Origin of the sequence: Paenibacillus sp. FSL R7-0302 (genome assembly GCF_038006885.1) — a bacterium.
In the GTDB taxonomy this organism is placed as follows: Bacteria; Bacillota; Bacilli; order Paenibacillales; family Paenibacillaceae; genus Paenibacillus_AQ.
The window spans coordinates 4,547,386-4,569,916 of record NZ_JBBOWB010000001.1 but is presented as its reverse complement, the minus strand read 5'-3'; the positions used below and the strand labels follow the sequence as shown (position 1 = coordinate 4,569,916).

Here is a 22,531-nt window from a genome sequence, read left to right as displayed (position 1 = left end):
CGGAGACCTATCAGGGGGTTGTTAGAACTGCCTCTCTGTTAGTTTACCTTGAACGTGGCCACTGCCTGCTGCAGCCCATCGGCCATTTTCGCCAGCTCGGTAGAGGCTGCGGCTACCTCTTCCATGGAGGCGAGCTGCTCCTCAGAGGCTGCGGCAGCGCTCTGTGAACGCTCTGCGGCCTGTTTCGCCACTTCAGCCATCTCCGCCACCGAAGAGGTCAGCTCCTCGGTTCCGGCCAGCAGCTGCTCGGAGGAAGCAGACATCTCATGAACCTGGGTGTTAATCTCGCCGATGCCGCCGAGAATATCCGTGAACAGACGCCCGGCCTCGCCTACCATCCGCGAGCCTTCCTGAACGGCGCCGGCATTCGCCAGCACCGCATCTGAGGCTGCCCGGTTGCCTTGCTGGATCTCGAGAATCAGGGTGCTGATAGACCCGGCGGCTTCGGCCGTCTGCTCGGACAGCTTCTTCACCTCACCGGCCACCACGGAGAAGCCCCGTCCGTATTCGCCCGCTCTGGCAGCCTCAATCGCCGCGTTTAAGGCCAGCATGCCGGTCTGGTCGCTGATGCCTTTGATCAGACCAATGATGTTACCGATCTGCTGGGACTGTGCGCTAAGAGAGGTAATCATGATTGAAGCATCTGCGGCGGTCCGCTCCATCTCTTCCATCCGGTCCACCGCCTCCGTAATGACGGAATACCCGTTCTGCGCCTGGCCTGCCGCCCGCCCGGCAGCTGCGGCAGTGTCCATCGAGGCCTCCGCGATCCGCTGCACACCGGCGGCCATCTCCTCCATCGCCCTTGCAGACTCGCGGGTGGACTGCATCTGCTGATCCGCTCCGGCTGAGAGATCCTGAATATTCTCCACAATGGCCTCTGTGGTGTGATTGGTCTGAGTGGCGCTAGACATTAATTCTTCTGAGGTCGAGGCGACTTGCAGGGAGTGATCGGCAATCGTCCCCAGGAGTCTGCTCAGATTGGTAATCATCTGGTTCAGATGCCCGGCCATTTTGCCGAATTCATCCTCACTGTCCACCTCCAGCTTCCCGGTGAAGTCTCCGGCGGCCATCTGCTGGGACATCTCATTGACACGGGTCAGTTTACGGGTAATATAGCGGCTGTATAGATATACGGCTGCTACCGTCAGGATAAGACCCGCTAAGCTTACCAGCAGAATAGACCTTAGCAGCCCTTTAAGCGGCGCGTACAGCTCTTGCTCCGGCATGGCGAGACCAACGGTCCAGCCGGTATCCGGCAGCTTTTCATAATACATCTGAATGGTCCCGCCCGAATCGGCATAGGTTACCATGCCCTGATTCTGCTGAAGCATTTCCGCTCCTGCTGCGGCCAGGCTTGCGTTTGGTTCGTCGTTTATTTTCAGCTGCATATTCTTCTCGGCATCCGGTCCGGCAATGTAATTCCCCTGCTTGTCCAGCAGGAACGCCCAGCCTGTATTCCCCACCTTGGTCTGTTCGATCCTGCTCTGCAGCGTCTTGAGATCGATATCGCCGGCCATGACACCCAGCAAGGTATTCGTGGTATCCCGGAAAGGAACAGTAAACGTAGCCATCGTTGTCCCTGTAATTGTGTCATAGAATGGATCTGTAAACGCTGCATGCTCCCTGCCAATCGTGTACCAGCTCTGCCCGTGATAATTATAATCGGGGTCATTATACTGCTCGGTAGTCACAATCTTGTCGCCGTCACGGTGGGCATAGGTGGAGAAGTACTTCAGCTTGCTGTCATACCGTCCGGGTTCAAAATAAATACCCACACCATAGGTATCCGGATTGGCCTTCAGCGCACTGGACAGCATGGTACGGTATTGATCCAGTGTGAATTCAGCAGCGTGGCTCTCCAGCGTACGTGCTAGAACCTCGGGAACCTTGCTGTGCACACTTAAGTTCGCATTAATTTCGTTAGAAATATCTGATATCTGCACATTCATTTTTTGTGTAACCTCGCGCTGGATAATGCTTTTGGAATACATGTACGATAACAGAGCGACCAGCACCAGCGTGATCAGAAAGATGGGCAGGATGAATGCAAATGTTCTCATACGTATGCTTTTGAACCGGAGCCTGGAAATTGCCTTGTGAACAACATTAGCCATGTGAATCCCCCCATTATATAGTGAAGCTATTTATACTTATATTGAATATCATCGGCTGGAGAACTGATTTTGTTGTTACTTTTTGTCGAAAAAAATAAAAAAATGTCGTGTATCTAAGTCTGCGGGGTACGACCAAAGGCGGAGACGGCGGCAGACCCGGGACTGATGTCCGCTTCCAATTGTAGGCATATAATGAATATTCACGAACATCACAAAGTATGGGCTTGAACCGTACTGCGTCAGGAGAGGAAGATATTCATGCTGCATGATCAGCTGTTGAGGGACCCGAATACATATGAAGAGCTTAAGTTGGTTAGTACGGGGGCGGTCAATCCGGCAAATGGACGGCAGTACCCGTGGAAGCACGGGTATTTGGCTTTTATGGAGGAAGCGGATGCCGCAGGCAGTAACCGGAAGTACCTGGAGCTTTACAACCGGATTGCCCGTTTCTACCGGCTGTCCAACAAGCTGTATTTCGTGCTGAAGTTCGGCGGAGAACGCAGCTATAGAGAGCAGTTCCTGTCTGCGCTTGAGCTGGGCGGCGGTCAGCGTGTGCTGGAGACCTCGGTGGGCAGCGGCGATAATTTCCCGTACCTTAACATGAAGGCCAAGAACGCGCAGGCCGAGCTGTACGGGCTGGATATTTCCAGCGGAATGCTGAAGCAGGCGGTGCGCAATCTGCGGCGGTGGAAGCTGGAGGCACATCTGTTCCAGGGGACTGCTGAGCGGCTGCCTTTTCAGGACAACAGCTTTGACTGCGTGTACCATGTCGGCGGAATCAACTGTTTCAGTGATCCGCATGCTGCGGTACTGGAGATGATCCGGGTAGCGAAGCCGGGCACAAGGCTGATGATTGCCGATGAGACGCAGAAGCTGGTGAAGGGAACGTACGGGAAGGTACCGGTGGTTAAGGGGTATTTTGCAGAGGGAGCGGACTTGCCGGAGATGCTTGGACTGATTCCGCAGGAGATGCTGGAGGTAGAGTACAAGGAGGTGTGCAAGGGCCTGATGTATTGCATTACCTTTCGTAAGCCATGAGGCAGGTTGAGCAGGGAGACAATTAAGGCTTCCTCTTAAGGGAGTTATTTAAAATATAAAAATTTATATGTTTCACGCTATAAATGATCCTTCTATTTCCCGCTGAAACGGTACCGTCCTTTAAAAGGACGGCAAAGCCGTTTCCACTTGCATATCGAAAATGCTGATCTTTGTTTGCCACCCTACCTAAGAACGATTACACTATTATTATGTGATTTGCAACTTAGGAGGGAAGTATCGTGGCGATCTATACGCGTACGGGGGATAAGGGCGAGACCTCGGTGATTGGCGGCCGGGTAGGCAAGGACGATGTCCGCGTCGAGGCTTACGGCACCATTGACGAGCTGAACTGCTTCGTTGGCCAGGCACGGAGCCTGATGGAGGACGAGCGGTTTCTAGATGTCCGCGAGCAGCTGCTGGAGATTCAGCATGAGCTGTTCGACTGCGGATCGGATCTGGCGTTCGTGAAGCTGAGTGAGAACCGCTATAAGGTAAAAAGCGAGATGGCCACGCGCCTGGAAGGCTGGATCGATGCGCTTCAGGCCGAGAATCCGGTGCTGGAGCGCTTCATTCTGCCGGGCGGAAGCCAGCTGTCCTCGGTGCTGCATGTCTGCCGGACAGTCTGCCGCCGGGCCGAGCGCCGGGCAGTGACGCTGGGCCGCAGTGCGGAGATTAACCCGGAGGCGGTAATCTATCTGAACCGGCTGTCCGACTATTTCTTCGCTCTGGCCCGTGCCGCCAACACCCGGCTGGAGATTGCTGAAGTAGAATATCTGCGCAGCAAAAAGGTGTTCCGGAACAAATGACCAGCTATTATCCGCCCATCTCCTACACAGTGCCGCCGCTTGAAGACGGCTGGCTGCTTAAAACCATCCTGCAGAAGCGGATGGATGTCTCCCGCAAGCTGCTCTCCCGGCTCAAAATGACGGACCTCGGCATTACACTGAACGGAGAGCGTGTCTATATTAGCGTTAAGGTTAACACCGGCGATCTAGTGCAGATCCGGATGGAGGAGGAGACCTCTGAGGATATTTTGCCGCAGCCGATTCCCTTCGAGATTCTGTATGAGGACGGGCATCTGCTTGTGGTAAGCAAGGCCGCAGGAATGATTGTCCATCCGACCCACGGCCATTATACCGAGACCCTGGCGAACGGTGTGGTTCATTACTGGGCAGAGAAGGGCGAGCGGGTCCGCTTCCGCCCCGTCCACCGGCTGGACCAGGAGACCTCCGGGGTGCTGGTGATTGCCAAGAACCCGTACAGCCACCAGCACATCTCCGAGCAGATGATCGCCGGCACGGTGGACAAGCGGTATACCGCGTTCGTGCACGGCGTGCCTGCTCTGCCCAGCGGGGATATCGACGGTCCGATCGACCGCGACCCGCTGGAGCCGCACCGGCGGATTGTGACGCCGGACGGCTATCCTTCCTTGACCCGTTATGAGGTCAAGGAGGTCTATGGCGAGGCAGCTTCGCGCGTAGAGCTGAAGCTGGAGACCGGGCGCACCCACCAGATCCGGGTGCATATGGGATCAGTCGGCTGCCCGCTGATCGGTGACGGGATGTACCGTCACCCGCTGTATGGGCAGGCGGCGGCTGCGCCGGGCGAAGCGGCGCATACGCGAGAGCAGGCGCTGCCCGGCGGGCCGCCGGAGGCTTCGGCAGGCGGAGCAGCGCTGACGCCTGCCGAAGCCGCGCAGCTCGCGCAGATCGCGGAGCTGGACGCGGCCATTCCGCGCCAGGCGCTGCACGCGGTGCGGCTGGCCTTCCGGCATCCGGTGACGCATGCCGGGCTGGTCTTCGAGGCACCGCTGCCGCCGGATATGGCGCTGCTGCAGGAGAAGCTCCGGCAGTCGGCGCTGTAAGCGCCGGGCATGTCCTGGCCGCAGCTGCCATCTGCAGCAGTATGCAGTATTTTTCATGCACTTTTATTTTATATATAGAAGGAGAAGCCGATGAGTGACCTCAAGGTATATCAATATCCGAAATGCAGCACCTGCCGCAGCGCAGTCAAATGGCTGAAGGAAGCAGGGCATGAGCTGGAGCTGCAGCATATCGCCGAGCAGCCGCCAACCGTGGAGGAGCTGCGCGAATTGGTGAAGCACAGCGGCCTGCCGCTGAAGAAGTTTTTTAATACAAGTGGTGAGGTCTACCGGGAGCTTGGCCTGAAGGATAAGCTTGCAGACTTAAGCGAAGACGAGCAGCTTGCGCTGCTGTCCGCACATGGGATGCTGATCAAGCGTCCGGTAGTCACTGACGGCAAGAAGGTTACCGTAGGCTATAAGGAAGACCAGTACGCCGAAGCTTGGAGCAACGCCTAAATTTATGGAATACAAGGAGAGGTTACACATGAGCACAGCAACAGAAATGAAGGGCCGGGTTATGATCGTCGATGGAATGGCTCTGCTGTTCCGCGCTTTTTATGCTACCTCTTATGGTGGATATATCCGCAAGACCCGCGACGGGCTGCCGACGAATGCGGTGTATGGATTTTTGCAGTATTTTTTCGACGCGGTAAGTACGTTTGAGCCTTCACATGTGGTCTGCTGCTGGGATATGGGCAAGGGCACGTTCCGCTCCGAGAAGTACGAAGGCTACAAATCGAACCGCATTGACGCGCCGCTGGAGCTGATCCCGCAGTTCGACCTCGTGAAGGAGGTTGTGGCAGAGCTGGGCGTGCCGAATATAGGCTTGGCCGGGTACGAGGCAGATGATTGCATCGGTACACTAGCTTCATGCTACAGCGGGGAGTCGGAGGTCTATATTCTTACCGGGGACCACGACATGCTCCAGCTGGTCAATGATAGCGTCAAGGTCGTGATTATGAAAAAAGGCCGCTCCAACTATAAAGTGTATGATCCGGCAGAGCTTCTGGCAGAACGGGGCCTCACTCCTGCACAGGTGATCGACCTGAAGGGCTTCATGGGCGATACCAGCGATAATTATCCCGGCGTGAAGGGCATAGGCGAGAAGACCGCCACCAAGCTGCTGACGGAATACGGTACTGTGGAAGGAGTCATCGAGAACCTGCATCTGCTGCCCAAGGGCGTGCGGGCTAAGATTGAAGCGGACCTCGACATGTTGCATCTCTCACGGGAGCTGGCGGAAATCCGCTGTGATGTGCCGGTGGTCTGCGAGCTGGCCGAATGTCTCTGGGAGCTGCAGCGGGATAACGCCGCACGTAAGTTCAATGAGCTGGAGTTCGGCAGCTTGATGCATCTGATCGGCGGGATCGCCGAGGAACGGGATGACCGGGGAATCGTGCAGATTGAGCTGGGAGATCTGGGCTGAGGCCGGAATAGACTGCAATGAAAACAAGACAGTATGTACTCACCTATCGTGAGCGTGTACTGTCTTGTTTGCGTGTGAAGAGATAGACCGCATTGTCCTTGGAGGGCGGCACAAGCAGGCGGGATAATTCCTCATTCAGCTCCATGCTGAAATGCTTAGCCTGATCATACGCGTCGAAGTCACCGGTAATCGCCGGGTCTCTTGTGCCGATTACTATATACAACTCTACAGATTCCGTATGAAAAACATGCTTCTCGTACGGGTTGCCGGGCACCGGCCAGGAACAAAGTACAACCTTAGGAGCGTATTTGCTCAGAGCGGCTTTGGCATCGGCTTTTTCCACAAAATCGGGGTAGGTGATATAATGCGCCCAGCTATAATCATCGGTTGCCCGGCAGGCTGTGCCGTTCTCGTTAAGGAATCTCGTCAAGGTACCGTCACCGGCACCGATCTCCAAGCACTCCTTATCCCCAATCAGAGCGGACAAGCGCTTGATTAACGAACGGGAGTAGAAACAGTAGATCCCTTGTTTATTGACAAGCGGCATCAGCACTTTGGGGCGGATAATCAGCTTCCAGCATACCCGGAACAGAGGGAGCGATACGGGCTTCCGTACAAGCTTTTCCTTGAACAGGAGCTTCTGCAGAATATAACCGTCCCAGAGATTGAACCGGACAGGCCCGGAGGCTGATTCGGTAGACACCGCTAATTGCAGCTGTTCGATCAGATAAATGGCAAAGCGGGCTTTAATAATATTAGGAAGAAAAGCGTTAATGGTAGTTTGATTAAAGCCGCTTTTGACAATTTTGCTCTTCGCTATTTTGGCGCTGCTTGTATAGCTGGCGAGTAAATGTTGGATCAGCTTGGCGCGTTTTTGGCTCGATAGGGCATTGATCTCAAGCAGCACTTCTTCTTTGTACTCCGGATATTCTGACAAAAGCGTGCGGGTATCGGTCTCATTCCTCAGAATTTGCTCGGCGGCCGTCTTACTGAAGGTTAGCGCTCTCAGGTCCCGGCTCAAATGACAATACCCTCGCAGTGATCCACCTCATGCTGGATAACCTGCGCTGTAAATCCGGTAAAGCTATCCCGGTGCTTCTTAAAATTATAATCGAGGTACTCTACCTCAATATAGTCGTACCGTTTCGTTGGGCGTACGCCTTCAAGCGACAGGCAGCCTTCCTCAGTGTCATAAGGACGGGCGCGCTTGACGATCACCGGATTGATCATCGAAATGGTCAGCTGCTGCTCTAGACGGACGGCAATGATGCGTTTGTTGACGCCAATCATGTCCGCAGCCATGCCGACGCACCGGTCGGAGTTGGCGTTCAGAGTCTCCACAAGATCCATTAACACGGGCAGATCCTTTTCCGTGGCCGGAGCAGATTTCTGGCTAAGAAGCGATATATCTTTATTGATAGGTCTAATCATCATACTCTCCAATTATGCTGTATTTGTGTGTCCATAATATCATTTTTGGCGGGGAAGTGAAATGCGGGAATACGAGAGATATGCGGTTAAGATAAAGATTGACGAACCGGAGGAAGCTTGATTATAATGTTAATATAAGTATTAAATGATTAACAAATATATTAACCTAAAGAGGAGCGTTAACTTCCCATGGCAGAACGCATTGTACTGAACACCGACATCCGCAAAGGTAAGATTGACCGCAACATCTACGGACATTTCGCTGAGCATCTTGGACGCTGTATCTATGAAGGCATCTGGGTGGGCGAAGATTCCCCTATTCCGAACACCAAGGGTATCCGCAACGACGTAGTGGAAGCGCTTAAGGAAATGAAGATTCCGGTACTTCGCTGGCCGGGCGGATGCTTCGCCGATGAATACCACTGGAAGGACGGTATCGGCCCAAGCGAAGAGCGCAAGCGGATGATCAACACACACTGGGGCGGCGCGGTAGAGAACAACCATTTCGGTACGCATGAATTCATGCTCCTCTGCGAGATGCTGGGCTGCGAGCCGTACATCAACGGTAACGTAGGCAGCGGAACTGTTCAAGAGATGTCCGAGTGGGTTGAGTATTTGACCTTCAACGGAGTCTCTCCAATGGCTGAGCTGCGTCAGAAGAACGGCCAGGAAGATGCCTGGAGTGTCAAGTATTTCGGCGTGGGCAACGAGAACTGGGGCTGCGGCGGTAACATGCGTCCTGAATTCTATGCTGACCTGTACCGTCAATATCAGACGTATGTGCGCAACTATGGAGACAACAAGATCCACCGGATCGCCTGCGGGGCGAATGCGGATGATTATAACTGGACGGAAGTGCTGATGCGTGAAGCTACCCGCTTCATGGATTCGATCACCCTGCATTACTACACCCTGCCTACTTCGGACTGGAATCATAAGGGCGCGGCTACAGGCTACGGAACAGACGAATACTTCACAACGTTGAAGAAGGCACTGTTCATGGATGAACTGGTTACCCGCCATATCGCCATCATGGACAAATATGATCCTGAGAAAAGAGTCGGCCTGATCGTTGACGAGTGGGGCACCTGGTATGATGTTGAGCCGGGTACAAACCCAGGCTTCCTGTACCAGCAGAACACGATCCGCGATGCGCTTGTGGCCGGCTTGACGCTGAATATTTTCCACAAGCATAGTGACCGTGTACGGATGGCGAACATTGCCCAGACCGTGAACGTGCTGCAGGCAGTTATTCTGACTGAAGGCGAGAAAATGCTCCTGACTCCTACTTACCATGTATTCAACATGTACAAAGTGCATCAGGATGCAGAACTGCTGGAGCTCACTGTAGACAGCCCTGTATACAGCTATGATGGCGTAGAGATTCCTGAAGTATCGGCTTCGGCTTCGGTCAATGCTGAGGGCATCATTCATGTCAGCCTGTGTAACCTGAATCACGCGTCATCGGCAGTGTTGCCGCTTGCCCTGCGCGGTTTGGCTGGTCAAGCATCCGTAAGCGGAACGACGCTGGCCGGAGCTTCCATCGATGCCCACAATAGCTTTGAACAGCCGGAAGCTGTAACACCAGAGGCATTCAGCGCCTTCAAGCTTGAAGGGGATACGCTGACTGTAGAGCTGCCGCCAATGTCGGTAACGGTACTGGCTATCACTCCACAAGCCTAAGGAGAGAACCGCATGACAACCACTTCAGCCTGCAAAGGATGCCGGGAGGAGTACAAGGTCACGGAAGCACAGATTGCCCGCATTCTGGCCTCCTCCATGTTCAATCCCGGCAATTCAGCTTCCGACGAGGTCTACGCCGAGCGGCTGGCGATCTGCGCGGCTTGTCCCAAGCTGCAGGATGGCGTGACCTGTACCGCCTGCGGCTGTATCATCCCTGTCGTGGCCCGGTTGAAGGCCCGCAGCTGTCCGCTGCCGGGCGGCGGAAAGTGGCAGCCGGTGGCGGAATGACGGCCCACGCCTAACGGCAAGGGGCCAGGCAAAAAGATAGGCTAGAAGCCGTTCTTGCCATAAGAGACGGACCGATCACCGATAGCCCCTCCAACCTGCACAATGCGGCGGTTGGAGGGGCTTATTTTGCGTTGTGGAGGAAAGTGGGCTGGAGGAGGAAAAGAGAGGGATAAATCCCTCTAATGCGGCGGAAAGTGGGCTGGAGGAGGAAAAGAGAGGGATAAATCCCTCTAATGCGGCGGAAAGTGGGCTGGAGGAGGAAAAGAGAGGGATAAATCCCTCTGGTGCGGCGGGAAATGGGCTGGAGGAGGAAAAGAGAGGGATAAATCCCTCTGGTGCGGCGGGAAGTGGGCTGGGTGAGGAAAAGAGAGGGATAAATCCCTCTAATGCGGCGGGAAGCGGGCAGCTGAGCGGAAATGAGGAGCACTAGTGCACCTGAATTGGCCGAAAGTGGGCGATGAGCGGAAATGAGGAGCATTAGCTCCAAAAGTAGCTGAATCGAAAACTAACCTAATTAGTCTAACTAATCTATCTCCACTACCTACCTACCTACCTACCTACCTACCTACCTACCTACCTACCTACCTACCTACCTACCTACCTACCTACCTACCTACCTACCTACCTACCTACCTACCTACCTACCTACCTACCTACCTACCTTCTAAGCAGGCCTTTATATAGAACCCGGCAAATCTGCCACGCCATCTGTATAAAACAACTCAAACACAAGGTCCTCGTTGTAATTGCCGAAGCCTTTACCGAACAGGGTGAGGCCGCCGATGTGCTCGGCATCCTCCTCGACAGAGAGCCGGAAGGTCCATTGTTTGTTGCGGATGCCTACCTGATCCAGGGTGACCTCCGACAGCTTTTGCCCATCCATGAAAGTGCCCGTCTGAGTAATCCGCAGCTGCTTGAGCAGGCCGTATTGATTGGTGAGTGCGGGCCACCAGGCCGGGGTGTATTTTCCCGGATTATCTCCGTAGTCACCGGGGCTGGTCCAGAAGCCGAGCGATTGTCCGTTCAGTGTGAAGGTAATATCCGACGGCCAGTTGTTGTTGACCGACGGGGCTTCGGAGGCGATCTCCATTGTGATGGCAAGCTCCTCCGGCTGCTGGCTCGACAGCAGGAAATTCGGGATTTTATACTCGACGAACCCCTTGCCGAACCAGAGAATCCCGGCGTTCACCCGCTCCTGGTCCCAGAAATAACGGGGATCGTCAAAGTGCCCGATGACCCTCTCCGTCGTAGACAGTCCACAGGTAGGCTCAATCTGGAAGTCGGAATAATGCCCCACCGGAATGTCCTTGCGGTACCCCCTGCGCGGAGTCCGGGCTTGTCCCGGAAAAACAATCTCAGCCCCGTCGGCGGCCAGTGTACAGATCTTCTGCAGACCGCTTTTGCCGGGAGCCATATGGCTGCGGATCAGCCCGGCGGCTTCGAGCTTGCGCACATGCATGGTCATAATCGCACTGCTGAGCTTGAGGGCTGCAGCCAGCTCCTTCACGTTCATGGGCTTCTCGGACAGCAGCCGCAGCATATGCAGGCGCACGGTACTGGACAGGGCCTCGTACACGGGCAGGGATTGTTCGGTTAGATCAAGTTTCATCGGATGCCTCCACGTTCAGGTTATATAGTTAATAATTATATTACTCAAATAAAATTTCTACAAGCCATGATTGGCTTCAGGCCAGCTTTTCCAATTTATATCACAGACACGCTAAGCCCGGTCCGCTATGATGTGAGATGAATTAGCGATGAAACAAGGTGCTCTTGCCGGAAGCGGCAAGGGATAACAGGGAATCGGGTGAAACTCCCGAGCGGTCCCGCCACTGTATGGAAGAGCTGCACTTCATGAGGTCACTCGGGAAGCCCCGGGGAAGACGAAGTCTGCGGCGCCTGTATTCCAAGCCAGGAGACCTACCTTGTCGACGCACACCACGACTCTACGCGGATAGGAGCGGTGTACGGATAGGTTAATGAGAAGAGGCGTTCTGCCCTGATGGACCGGAGGAATCTTGGAATCTTAGAGATGACACCCGGCTTACAGCTGCGGGATACAAGGACACGGCCCATAGTGATGGGACGATGAGAAGCACCTTGTTTCGCTTGGCTGCGTGCAGCGCGCTCTATCGAACTTGCCTGCGTACATACACTCCCACCCTTTAGGGTGGGTTTTTTGGAATATAAGGATTTTTATGCTTCACGCTATAAATCATCCTTATATTCCGCGCTGAAACGTACCGTCCTAATAAAAGGACGGCAAAGATGTTTCCACTTGGGTTTTAAGATTTTGAATGGAAAACAACAAACATGGAGGGTGACAAATGAAAAAGCACAGATGGTGGAGCTTTGCGGCACTGGTTGCCGGATTTACGGTGTACTTTATGCTGAATGAACCGGGGACGGCCCGGGCAATGCACATTATGGAAGGATTCCTGCCGGTAGGCTGGGCGGTGTTCTGGTGGGCGGCGTTTATCCCGTTCTTTGTGCTCGGAATCTTCAAGCTGAAATCCATGACAAGGGAGAATCCGGAGCTGAAGCTGCTGCTGGGCCTGGCCGGGGCGTTTACCTTCGTACTGTCTGCGCTCAAAATGCCTTCCGTCACCGGAAGCAGCTCCCATCCCACCGGTACCGGACTTGGTGCGGTTATGCTGGGGCCGCTCCCCATGAGCGTAATCGGCTCGATTGTCCTGCTGTTTCAAGCGCTGCTGCTGGCGCATGGCGGGATTACTACGCTTGGGGCCAATGCGTTCTCGATGGCGGTGGCGGGTCCTTTTGCCGGCTATGCAGTGTATAAGCTGATGATGAAGCGGCCGGACCGCGAGAAGCTGGCCTTGTTCTGTGCGGCTGCGGTAGCGGATCTGAGTACGTATGTAGTGACTTCCTTTCAGCTGGCGGTGGCTTTTCCGGCGGCGGATGGCGGCGTGCTGGCTTCTTTTCTCAAATTCGGGGGCATCTTTGCCGTGACGCAAATCCCGCTGGCCATCAGTGAAGGGCTGTTGACGGTACTGCTCTGGAACTGGCTGAAATCGTATAGTCCGAATGAATTGTCGCTTCTGAAACGCAAGGTGAACGGAGGAAGAGCCTAATGAGCAATAAATGGAAAAATGGGTTGATGCTGCTGGTTGTTATTCTGCTGGTTATTCTGCCGCTGCTGCTGGTCAATGGGGAATTCGGCGGGGCCGATGATGCGGCTGAAGGTGTGATTACCGAGATGAATCCTGACTATAAGCCGTGGTTCAAGCCGCTGACCGAGCTGCCGGGTGAGACGGAGAGTATGCTGTTTGCATTGCAGGCAGCGATTGGTGCCGGTGTGATCGGTTATACCTTGGGGCTGCTCAAGGGCAAGCAGGGCGGGACGAAGCAGCATAGCAGCAAGTGATTCGGCGGATTGACGTTCTCTCCTACAATAATGCTCTGCGCCAGTTATCCCCGATGTGGAAAAGCTCGTTCGCAGCCCTGATGTTCCTGCTCTCTTACACTGTACATCCGGTACTACAGGCTGCAATCACCCTATGGATGATGTCCTGGTGTGTATTGCAGGCCCGTATTCCCTTGCGTGCTTATGGCATGCTGTTCGGCACAGCGCTGCTGTTCTATGCGCTTAGCGTACCGGCGCTGCTCGTGGAATTCGGGCATCCTGCTGCGGGAGAGGCAGGAATATTCCCGCTTCCGGGACTGAATCTGCCGGTATATGTCACAGCGGCGGGACTTCAGCGGGCAGGGGAGCTGCTGGCCAGAATCTCTGCCTGTATGAGTTGTTTCTTTTTCCTGATGTTCACTACTCCGTTCAGTGAGCTTTTGCAGGTGCTGCGCAGGCTGCGGATGCCGCAGATTGTTCTGGAGCTGATGCTGATTATGTACCGCTTCTTATTCCTGCTGAGTGATGCAGCGCATGGGCTGCTGCTGGCCCGCAGGCTGCGCGGAGGCCGTAGAGGCTATAAGGCGAAGCTGCGTGAGACTGCGGCTATGGCGGGAGCGCTTTTTGGCAACACCATGCACCGTTATTATGGATTATCGCAGGGGCTGCTGGCCCGCGGATTCACCGATGAGATTATTCTGCCGCCTTATACGGCGCGTCCTGTGCCGCGGCGCTATGCTGTCCAGGCGTATGCCGGGATAGCAGTGCTGGTGCTGGCGCAGCTCTGGCTGTGGACGCGGGGGTGAAATCATGCGCAAAGTACAACAACTTCCGATCGGCCAAATCACATTAGAGGAGCAAGTGATGGATATGGAATATAGTCTGGCTTGTGACGGGGTGGTGTTCCATTACCCTGACACGAAGGAGCCCGCGCTGAATGAACTGACGTTCTCCATCCCCGCAGGCAGCAAGACGGCGGTGCTCGGTCATAACGGTTCAGGCAAATCGACGTTGTTCCTGCATGCCGTCGGCATTCTGCGCCCGCAGCAGGGGACGGTTATGCATGGAGGGAAGGCGTTATCCTACTCCAAAAAAGAGCTGGCCGCTCTGCGGCGGAAAGTGGGCCTGGTCTTCCAGGACCCCGAGCAGCAGCTGATCCTCAGCACTCCGCTGGAGGATGTATCGTTCGGGCTGCGCGGCAGCGGCATGGCTGAACCGGCTATCGCTGCGCGCTGCCGGGAGGTCATGGAGCTGCTGAATCTGACTGATCTGGGCAATAAACCTATTCACCAGCTTAGTCTGGGCCAGAAGAAACGCACGGCACTCGCCGGTGTACTGGCTATGGAGCCGGAGCTGATTCTGCTGGATGAGCCGACCTCGTATCTGGACCCGTTATCGGAGCAGCAGATGCTGAAGGGGCTTGAAGCCATACATGATAAAGGGACAACCGTAGTTATGGCTACGCATGATATGGACCTGGCTTACCGCTGGGCGGACTGGATTATTGTGCTGGAGCATGGAAGATGCCGGGCGGCGGGGACGCCGGAGGAGATTTTTGCGGGACGGGAGGAGCTATTGTCCATCGGGCTGGGATTGCCGCTGCTGGCTGATTTATGGTTCAGCCTGCCAGCCAGTCTGACCGCAGGGCAGAGCGCTCCCCGCACCGCCGGAGAATTCAAGGTGCAGCTGCGTAAGCTGCTTGCGCTTGACCACAGCTATTCATGAACGGGGGAAGAAGAATGAAGAAACAAGGGAAGCTGCTGATTATCGGCTTCGGCCCCGGAGCGCTGGAGCATATTACCGGCCGCGCACTGGCTGCGCTGGATGAGAGTGAGGCGGTCATCGGCTATACCACTTATGTAGATCTGATCAGGCCGCTGCTGCGGCACCAGGAGATCGTCGGCACCGGGATGACCGAGGAGGTCAGCCGGGCCCAGGAGGCCGTCCGCAGAGCAGAAGAAGGACAGAGCATTGCGGTAATCTCCAGCGGCGATGCCGGTGTCTACGGAATGGCCGGGCTGGTCTACGAGGTGCTGATCGAACGCGGCTGGAGCCGCTCAGAGGGGGTACAAGTGGAGGTGATCCCGGGAATATCGGCGATCCAGTCCTGTTCCTCACTGCTGGGGGCCCCGATTATGCACGATTCCTGCACGATCAGCCTGAGTGATCATCTAACTCCGTGGGAGAGCATTGCTGCACGTGTGGAAGCGGCGGGGGCTGCGGATTTCGTTATCGCTTTCTACAATCCGCGCAGCGGCAGACGGACGCGGCAGATTGAAGAAGCGCGCAAGATCCTGCTGCGCTATCGTGATCCGGCTACACCGGTAGGCATTGTCAAAAGCGCCTACCGTGACCGTCAGCAGACGATCGTAACAACGCTGCAGGATATGCTGGAGCATGAGATCGGCATGCTCTCCACCGTGGTGGTCGGCAACTCTGCTACCGTTGTCTATGAGGATCTTATGATTACGCCGCGCGGATATGAGCGCAAGTACAATCTCGGATCACAGGCGCAGACGCTGAAGCCGCACGAGCGGCTGCGCACGGCAGCAGAGCCTTGGTCGCTGGCTGCGGCGGAGTCCGGGCAGGCAGAGGGGGCCGGAGCAAGAGCGGCACAAGCTGTGGATGCGGGGAGAGAAGCTGCTATCGCAGGAAGAGAAGCGGAATCAGGGCGGGCGGAAGAAGCGGCTGTGCAGAGTCTGGCTGCTGCTCCGCAGGTGGAGCGGCTGCGTAGCTTGTCCGATCGCCTGACGGCATCGACCGAGACTTCCTTCGAGCTGGAGATTGCTCCGGCAGCCGGCAGCCGCAGCTTCAGCGGTGAGCAGATGAAGCTGTTGGCTGAGCTTGCAGGCAGCGATGGGCAATTGGTCTATACGAAGGACGGGTATTTCCTGCTGCGCGGCAGCCGGAGTGAAGAGGCAGAGGCAGGAGCAGGAGCAAGGCTGCTGGAGGCCGGACTGAATGTAAGTACGCCTGGAGGTTACGTGAAGGTGAAGACCTGCGGGTTCTGTGAGCTGCGCAGAAGCGGGGCGTTAAGTACGGCTGTCCGCCTGCATGAGCTGTTGCACGGGCTTGCCGTGCCGAGAGAGCTGCACATCAGTGTAGCGGGCTGCGGAATGGCTTGCAGCTCGGCTGTGCTGGATGACATCGGGCTGGTATGCTCGCGCGGCAGCTATGAGCTGTATCTCGGCGGCAAAAAGTCCGGGCGGAGCGCCCATGCAGGGATTTTGATGCGTGAAGGGATGGACGAGGAGCAAGCGGTAGCGGCTGTAGCTGCGGCAGTTGAGGATTACAGGGCCCATGGCCGGGAGCAGGAGCGTTATCATGCGTTCCGGGAACGGATGGACAGCACCAAAGGTGGTGCAGCCCTTACATCCGACAACAATAACAGCATAGAAGGAGTGCAGACGATGAGAACGGTATTACTGGTGGGACACGGGAGCCGGGTTCAAGCGGGCAATGAGGAGCTGCTGGAATTCACCCGCCTGCTCGCGGCCCGGAAGCCGGAGCTGAAGGTCGAGACCTGCTTCATAGAGTTGGCCTCGCCTTCAATCGCTGGCGGAATTGCCAGATGTATCGAGGGCGGTGCGGCGGAGATATACGTTGTGCCGATTATTTTGTTCGCGGCGGGGCATTCCAAGCTCGATATTCCACTGGCCATTGATGAAGCCAAGCGGAGATATCCCGGGGTGAAGTTCATCTACGGGCGTCCGCTGGGGGTGCAGGACCGTGCCGTCGATATTCTGCTGGAGCGGATTCAGGAAGCAGAACAACCTCCATTGGCGCAGGAGAAGGCGGCTGGCGGAATGGGGCTGGACCTGCACGGGAACAGTGCATCCACGATAGAGGATAAGGACACCATCGTGCTGCTGATGGGACGCGGGGGCAGTGACCCGGATGCCAACAGCGATCTGTATAAAATAAGCCGGCTGCTCTGGGAGAGAACAGGCTACCGCAGCGTGGAAAGCTGCTTCATTGCCATCGCCAAGCCCTCGCTGCCGGACGGGCTAGAACGCTGCCTTGCACTGGGGGCGCGCAGAATTATCGTTCTCCCGTACCTGCTGTTCACCGGAGTGCTGATGCAGCAGTTCACTGAGAGAGTTGCACAATTCGCAGCCGCACATCCAGAGCTTGAAGTGGAGATCGGCGGCACACTGGGCGCACATCCGCTGCTGGTGGATATGCTGACAGAGCGGATCGAGGAGACGCTGGAAGGCCGTGCCTTCAGCAACTGCGATAACTGCAAATACCGCGATGCAGCCTCTGTGCATCATCATCACCATCATGGTGAGGAGGGGCACGGGGAGCACGGGCATGGGCATCACGGGCATGGGCATCACAGTCATGAAGGACATGGACATTGCAGCCACGGGGAACATGGGCATCACAGCCACGGGGAGCACGGGCAACACAGCCACGGGGAACATGGGCATCACAGCCACTGCCAGCATGGACATCACAGCCATGGGGAGCATGGACATCACAGCCACTGCCAGCACGGGCATCACAGTCAAGGTGAACATGAGCAACGAAAGCATGAGCATCACAGCCATGTCCATCATGGGCAGCATGGGCGGCATGATGTAACGGAGGCGGCGGCTCCGGCAGACGATCAGGCGCTTCGCCAGCCGCGATGATCTTCATGTTATGCGGCACCAGCGACGCCCGGGAGCTGGCACAGAGTCTGCTGCGCCAAGGCCTGCCGCTGCAGGCCAGCGTGGTGACGCCCAGCGGGGCAGAACGCCTGGAGGCCGTAGGCATCCGCACACGTGTCGGCAGACTGGACCGTGCGGCGATGATTGCTTTGCTGCAAGCGGGCGGGTACCGTGCCGTGGTGGACGGCAGCCATCCTTTTGCGCTGGAGGCCCATGCCAATGCGATGGAAGCTGCTGCTGCGGTGGGATTGCCGTACTTCCGCTACGAGCGGCAGAGTCTCCTCTATAACAGCCATCCCCGGCTGTTGCTTGTGCATTCGTATGAGGAGGCTGCGCGCAAGGCTAAGGAATTAAAGGGCTCAGTAATGCTGACCACCGGCGGCAAAACGCTGGAGATTTTTGCGGAGGTGCTGCTGGGAGATCCGGATATCCGGCTGACTGTAAGGCTGCTGCCTTGTCTGGAGAATCTGGAGAAGTGCCTGGCTCTTGGGATAGAGCAGCGGAATATTATTGCGCTTCAGGGCCCTTTTAGCAGAGAGATGAATGAGGCCTTGTACCGGCAGTACGGCACCCGGGTGATGATTACCAAGGAGAGCGGAGCTGAGGGGTCGGTGGATGAGAAGCTGCATGCTGCGCTGGATATGGGATTATATGTAATTTTAATTATGCGGCCGGGGCTGTCCTTCGGGGATGGCGGAACGGTGTTTGATTCTTTTGACGAGATTACGGCTGCTGTGAAGCATGCGCTGCTAATGACCAGGGAAGAGGGATGAATGTGGATTTCGGGACAGAGTTCAAGCCGGTGACCGTACAGCCGCAGGAGATAGAGGGTCTAAGCTTTCAGATGATTACGGAGGAGCTGGGTGAACATTCGTTTAGTGCATTCGAGTACCCGATTGTACAGCGGATTATTCATGCTTCGGCTGATTTTGAGCTGGGACGCAGCCTGGTGTTCCATCCCGGGGCGATTGAGGCGGGGATTCACGCGATTCTGCAGGGCAAGCCGATTATAGCGGATGTGCGGATGGTAGAGGCGGGCATTGCCAAGGAGCGGATTCAGCGGTACGGCGGCGAGGTCCGGGTACATATTTCAGATCCTGATGTGGTGGATGAGGCGAAGGCGCTGGGAACCACAAGGGCGATTATCGCAACGCGCAAGGCCTGCGCCCAGGCACCGGGGGGCATCTATGTCATCGGCAACGCGCCGACTGCCCTGCTGGAGCTAATCCGTCTGGTAAAAGCAGGTGCCGCCCAGCCAGGCCTCGTCATCGGCATGCCCGTTGGCTTCGTCTCGGCGGCCGAATCCAAGGATGAGCTGCGCAAGCTGGATATTCCCTACATCACCAATATCGGCCGCAAAGGCGGCAGTACAATCGTGGTCGCCGCAGTCAACGCGCTAAGTCTGCTGGCAGTCCGGCGGGCGGCGGGTGAGCTGGGTTAGCGGATTAGAGAAGCAGATGCTTGGAGCGTAGGGCTGTGAGTTGTCATATCCCGATTAAGTTGTAAGCGGTAAGTTTAATCGCACTCTGTACAACTAAATGCTCTGATGTACGATCGAATATCCATTTTAGCTGTATAACGTGCAATTAAACTTTTCTCTAATCGGTGTTCTCCCTCATTTGGGCAGATATGAATGCAGCTATCTCAAATTATTTACTTCTTTAGTTCTAACAGTCTGGCAGTTGAAGTTTGTGGCTGGAGCATTCTTACCGATGACCGGGTTAATGTGCTTAAGGTGCGGGGTTGCGGTAGCGTGTAGGCTCACTAATTGTATTCTCTGCAACAGAATTCGTAATTTTATAGTTGAAATCTGGTTCTGTTGCAGTTCATACACTTGATTTCTGAAAAAGGGCTCCACAACAGCTCCCTCACCAAATTCTAATGTACAAAATGCAGCAGATTCACTTTTTTGGCGGATATGGGGTTTAACTAATGTACAAAATGCAGTGGAGCTAGAAAGACTAGAAAAATTTGTATAAAAATCTCCTGATTTGCTTAGAAGCAGCAGTATAATCAGGTTATATAGAGAGTAAGACAGGTTACCTGCCAAGGGTTAACGCTCAGAGGATAAGCTTCAGCTATGTGCAGATTGTGAGGATTCATTCTTAGACCATCAGCAAAGAGGGATTGCCATGACCAAGGAAATACCCGGTCACGCCATCAGGCAGAACCGGAGCCAAGAAAGCGGGGAGGCAGGGGCGGGGAAAGCCAAACAGCCTGCCGGACCCGCATTCGAGCGGTTACCGGAGCAGTCGGCAGCGGCCGAACCCGCATTCAAGCAGTTACCGGAGCAGTCGGTGCAAGCAGCCGTTCCTGCAAGGCCCGATCCCTCCGGAGAGGTAATCCCTGCTCCCCCGCTGCGCAGGGGCTACACGACAGGGGCTTGTGCCGCAGCGGCAGCCGCAGGTGCGGCCACCCTGCTCATTACAGGGGAGAGCCTGCCCGTGGTAGAGATTGATCTGCCGGCCGGCTTCCGTCATACCTTTGAGCTGACCGGCTGGCAGCGTACAGGATCACACACGGCAAGCTGTGCCACCGTCAAGGACGCCGGAGACGACCCGGATGCGACACATCTGGCGCGGATCGAGGCGGTGGTGAGCTGGCGGGATCAGCCGGGCGTGGAGATTGACGGGGGCCGCGGTGTCGGCCGGGTGACGAAGCCTGGACTGCCGGTAGGTGTGGGAGAGGCGGCAATTAACCCGGTGCCCCGGCGGATGATTCAAGAGGCGGTAACCGCCGTACTGGAGGAGCACGGTGCAGCACGGGGCCTTAGGGTAGTCATCAGCGTGCCGGAGGGCGAGAGCATCGCTCTTAAGACGCTGAATCCCCGGCTGGGTATTCTGGGCGGCATTTCGATCCTGGGCACGCGAGGCGTGGTGACGCCGTTTTCCACCGAGGCCTATAAGGCCAGCGTGGTTCAGACCATCTCGGTGGCGGCTGCGGCGGGGAACCGGCAGATCGTGCTTACCACAGGCGGCAGCAGCGAGAAATACGCCATCGCGATGTTCGCGGAGCTTCCGGAGGAAGCTTTTGTGCAGATGGGGGAATATGTAGGCTTCTCGCTGGAGCATGCGAAGGCTTACGGGATTGGGAAGGTTACCTTCGTCGGGATGGCCGGTAAATTCTCCAAGGTAGCTCAGGGGGCCATGCTGATTCACTCCAAGAACGCGCCCGTAGATTTCGGATTTCTGGCTTCCGTTGCGGCTGGTGCGGGAGCAACCCCGGAGCAGGTGCAGGAGATTGCTGCCGCCAACACAGCCTCACAGGTCGTGGACATGATGACTGAGGCGGGGAATCACGTTTTTTTCGAGCAGCTGTGCAGGCATGCCTGTGAACAGAGTCTGGCGCATATGAACGGAGGCATGATTGTGGAAATGGTGCTCATTACAATGAAGGGCCGGGTGCTGGGAAGGGCGGAGATTCATGGATAACCTGATTTATGTGATCGGGATCGGTGAGGATGGCGCCGGCGGCCTGACACCGGATAGCTTAAGCATAGTGAACAACAGCGAGGTGCTGCTGGGCGGCGAGCGGCAATTGAATTTTTTCAGCAGGTACAGAGGGGAGAAAATCGTCCTGCAAGGCGGCCTGAAGCCTTTTACAGACAAGCTGGAGAAGGTGTGGCGTGAGCGGCGGACGGTGGTGCTGGCCTCGGGGGACCCGTTCTTTTTTGGGATTGCCGGGTATCTCGTCCGCAGGTTCGGGCCGGAGCATGTGGAGGTGATCCCCCATTATAGCAGTGTGCAGCTTGCGTTTGCACGGCTTGGGGACAGCTGGCAGGATGCGGAGCTGATCAGTCTGCACGGGCGTCCCATCCAGGGACTGGCCCAGCGTATCGACGGCAAGCATAAAATCGCCCTGCTGACAGACGAGAACAACACCCCTGCGGTCATTGCCGCTTATCTGCAGGAGTTCGGGATGGTGGAATATGAGGCGTTTATCTGTGAGCGGCTTGGCGGGGCGGAGGAAGTCTGCCGGTTCTGGACGCTGGAGGAGATGGTGACCAGGGAGTTCGCAGCGCTTAATGTCGTGATCCTGCGCCGTAAGCAGGAGGTCACTGCTCCTGTGCGGCGCGGCTTCGCCTATCCGGATGAGGAGTTCCGGCAGCGCAAGCCGGAGAAAGGCCTGATTACGAAGCGCGAGGTCCGCGCTCTGGTGCTGTCGGAGCTGAACCTGTCCGAGGATGCAGTCGTGTGGGACATCGGCTCCGGTTCGGGTGCGGTGGCTGCGGAATGCGCGCGGATCGCCAGACTCGGGAAGGTCTACGCGCTGGAGAAAAGTGCCGAGAACCTGCCGAACATGGCTGCGAACCGTCTGAAGTTCCGGGCGGATTTCCAGATCATTCAGGAGAAGGCGCCGCAGGGCCTGGCCGCTCTGCCTGACCCGGATGCCGTCTTCATCGGCGGCAGCGGGGGGGAGCTGGCGAACATTATTGCGCACAGCGCCGCCAGACTGCGCCCGGAGGGCCGGATTGTGGTTGGGGCGATCACGGTGGAGACGCTGCATGGCAGCATGGAGGCGCTTAAGGCCGCAGGACTGGCCTGCGAGGTGACGATGCTACAGGCGTCACGCGGCAAGCCGATTCTCGGCATGACCCGGTTCGACGGAATGAATCCCGTCTACGTGGTCAGCGGCCGGAGGCTTCATTAATCATCAGACAATAACGGA

21 protein-coding genes, 1 pseudogene and 1 riboswitch are annotated in these 22,531 nt (G+C 56.3%); of the genes and pseudogenes, 18 read left to right on the top strand and 4 right to left on the bottom strand.

Features of this window, described 5'->3' with window-relative positions; translation table 11 throughout:
- Positions 1-38 precede the first annotated feature (38 nt).
- Complete coding sequence (locus MKY96_RS19790; RefSeq protein ID WP_340942602.1) at positions 39-2,060, bottom strand: methyl-accepting chemotaxis protein; 2,022 nt, start codon at positions 2,058-2,060, stop codon at positions 39-41.
- Between the two features lie 312 nt (positions 2,061-2,372).
- On the opposite strand from MKY96_RS19790, the gene MKY96_RS19785 reads away from it, so the two are divergent.
- From MKY96_RS19785 to MKY96_RS19765, 5 genes are all read left to right on the top strand, one after another.
- Positions 2,373-3,152, top strand: a complete 780-nt coding sequence (locus MKY96_RS19785; RefSeq protein ID WP_340942600.1) for a class I SAM-dependent methyltransferase — start codon at positions 2,373-2,375, stop codon at positions 3,150-3,152.
- A gap of 239 nt (positions 3,153-3,391) precedes the next feature.
- Positions 3,392-3,958 carry a cob(I)yrinic acid a,c-diamide adenosyltransferase gene (locus tag MKY96_RS19780; protein WP_036696754.1) on the top strand — a complete coding sequence of 189 codons (567 nt, stop codon included), beginning with the start codon at positions 3,392-3,394 and terminating at the stop codon, positions 3,956-3,958.
- Positions 3,955-5,016, top strand: coding sequence for an RluA family pseudouridine synthase (locus tag MKY96_RS19775; protein WP_340942599.1), 1,062 nt, complete (start codon positions 3,955-3,957; stop codon positions 5,014-5,016). The genes MKY96_RS19780 and MKY96_RS19775 overlap by 4 nt, the downstream gene beginning before the upstream one ends.
- A 90-nt stretch (positions 5,017-5,106) precedes the next feature.
- Complete coding sequence (locus tag MKY96_RS19770) at positions 5,107-5,472, top strand: arsenate reductase family protein (RefSeq protein ID WP_076083731.1); 366 nt, start codon at positions 5,107-5,109, stop codon at positions 5,470-5,472.
- Positions 5,473-5,500: 28 nt separating this feature from the next.
- Positions 5,501-6,442, top strand: a complete 942-nt coding sequence (locus tag MKY96_RS19765) for a 5'-3' exonuclease (protein ID WP_340942598.1) — start codon at positions 5,501-5,503, stop codon at positions 6,440-6,442.
- A gap of 43 nt (positions 6,443-6,485) precedes the next feature.
- Here the strand turns inward: MKY96_RS19765 and MKY96_RS19760 are convergent, their stop codons facing one another.
- Both MKY96_RS19760 and MKY96_RS19755 read right to left on the bottom strand, forming a co-directional pair.
- Entirely contained in the window at positions 6,486-7,463 is a 978-nt protein-coding gene (locus tag MKY96_RS19760) for a hypothetical protein (protein WP_340942597.1), read from the bottom strand.
- Positions 7,460-7,873 carry a peptide deformylase gene (locus MKY96_RS19755; RefSeq protein WP_340942595.1) on the bottom strand — a complete coding sequence of 138 codons (414 nt, stop codon included), beginning with the start codon at positions 7,871-7,873 and terminating at the stop codon, positions 7,460-7,462. The genes MKY96_RS19760 and MKY96_RS19755 overlap by 4 nt, the downstream gene beginning before the upstream one ends.
- A 189-nt stretch (positions 7,874-8,062) precedes the next feature.
- Here MKY96_RS19755 and MKY96_RS19750 point away from each other — a divergent pair, with 189 nt between their 5' ends.
- From MKY96_RS19750 to MKY96_RS19740, 3 genes are all read left to right on the top strand, one after another.
- Positions 8,063-9,556 (top strand): alpha-N-arabinofuranosidase, encoded by a 1,494-nt coding sequence (locus tag MKY96_RS19750; protein WP_340942593.1) that lies wholly within the window; start codon positions 8,063-8,065, stop codon positions 9,554-9,556.
- A 12-nt stretch (positions 9,557-9,568) separates the two neighbouring features.
- Complete coding sequence (locus tag MKY96_RS19745; protein ID WP_340942591.1) at positions 9,569-9,844, top strand: DUF6171 family protein; 276 nt, start codon at positions 9,569-9,571, stop codon at positions 9,842-9,844.
- A 133-nt stretch (positions 9,845-9,977) separates the two neighbouring features.
- On the top strand, positions 9,978-10,274 hold the full coding sequence (locus MKY96_RS19740; RefSeq protein WP_340942587.1) for a hypothetical protein: 297 nt from the start codon (positions 9,978-9,980) through the stop codon (positions 10,272-10,274).
- 246 nt (positions 10,275-10,520) lie between these two features.
- Here the strand turns inward: MKY96_RS19740 and MKY96_RS19735 are convergent, their stop codons facing one another.
- Positions 10,521-11,453: an ArsR/SmtB family transcription factor gene (locus MKY96_RS19735; RefSeq protein WP_076079751.1), complete on the bottom strand. Its 933-nt coding sequence runs from the start codon at positions 11,451-11,453 to the stop codon at positions 10,521-10,523.
- A gap of 139 nt (positions 11,454-11,592) precedes the next feature.
- A riboswitch (cobalamin riboswitch) is annotated at positions 11,593-11,786 on the top strand.
- Positions 11,787-12,171: 385 nt separating this feature from the next.
- On the opposite strand from MKY96_RS19735, the gene MKY96_RS19730 reads away from it, so the two are divergent.
- From MKY96_RS19730 to cbiE, 10 genes and pseudogenes are all read left to right on the top strand, one after another.
- Positions 12,172-12,936 carry an energy-coupling factor ABC transporter permease gene (locus tag MKY96_RS19730; protein ID WP_340942585.1) on the top strand — a complete coding sequence of 255 codons (765 nt, stop codon included), beginning with the start codon at positions 12,172-12,174 and terminating at the stop codon, positions 12,934-12,936.
- Complete coding sequence (locus tag MKY96_RS19725) at positions 12,936-13,229, top strand: energy-coupling factor ABC transporter substrate-binding protein (protein WP_036722466.1); 294 nt, start codon at positions 12,936-12,938, stop codon at positions 13,227-13,229. Before MKY96_RS19730 ends, MKY96_RS19725 begins: the two co-directional genes overlap by 1 nt.
- Positions 13,226-14,014, top strand: a complete 789-nt coding sequence (gene cbiQ, locus MKY96_RS19720) for a cobalt ECF transporter T component CbiQ (protein WP_340942583.1) — start codon at positions 13,226-13,228, stop codon at positions 14,012-14,014. Before MKY96_RS19725 ends, cbiQ begins: the two co-directional genes overlap by 4 nt.
- A 4-nt stretch (positions 14,015-14,018) precedes the next feature.
- Positions 14,019-14,933: an energy-coupling factor ABC transporter ATP-binding protein gene (locus MKY96_RS19715; RefSeq protein ID WP_340942581.1), complete on the top strand. Its 915-nt coding sequence runs from the start codon at positions 14,019-14,021 to the stop codon at positions 14,931-14,933.
- A 14-nt stretch (positions 14,934-14,947) separates the two neighbouring features.
- Positions 14,948-16,573: pseudogene (gene cobJ, locus MKY96_RS33970) on the top strand (precorrin-3B C(17)-methyltransferase); the annotation flags it as partial.
- Positions 16,550-17,845 carry a sirohydrochlorin chelatase gene (locus tag MKY96_RS33965; protein WP_445671492.1) on the top strand — a complete coding sequence of 432 codons (1,296 nt, stop codon included), beginning with the start codon at positions 16,550-16,552 and terminating at the stop codon, positions 17,843-17,845. The pseudogene cobJ and the gene MKY96_RS33965, both read left to right, overlap by 24 nt.
- Positions 17,842-18,636 carry a precorrin-6A reductase gene (gene cobK / locus MKY96_RS19705; protein WP_340942579.1) on the top strand — a complete coding sequence of 265 codons (795 nt, stop codon included), beginning with the start codon at positions 17,842-17,844 and terminating at the stop codon, positions 18,634-18,636. The genes MKY96_RS33965 and cobK overlap by 4 nt, the downstream gene beginning before the upstream one ends.
- Before the next feature lie 2 nt (positions 18,637-18,638).
- Positions 18,639-19,304 carry a precorrin-8X methylmutase gene (locus MKY96_RS19700; protein ID WP_340942578.1) on the top strand — a complete coding sequence of 222 codons (666 nt, stop codon included), beginning with the start codon at positions 18,639-18,641 and terminating at the stop codon, positions 19,302-19,304.
- A gap of 691 nt (positions 19,305-19,995) precedes the next feature.
- Positions 19,996-21,294 (top strand): cobalt-precorrin-5B (C(1))-methyltransferase, encoded by a 1,299-nt coding sequence (locus MKY96_RS19695; protein ID WP_340942577.1) that lies wholly within the window; start codon positions 19,996-19,998, stop codon positions 21,292-21,294.
- Complete coding sequence (gene cbiE / locus MKY96_RS19690) at positions 21,287-22,513, top strand: precorrin-6y C5,15-methyltransferase (decarboxylating) subunit CbiE (protein WP_340942576.1); 1,227 nt, start codon at positions 21,287-21,289, stop codon at positions 22,511-22,513. Before MKY96_RS19695 ends, cbiE begins: the two co-directional genes overlap by 8 nt.
- Positions 22,514-22,531 lie beyond the last annotated feature (18 nt).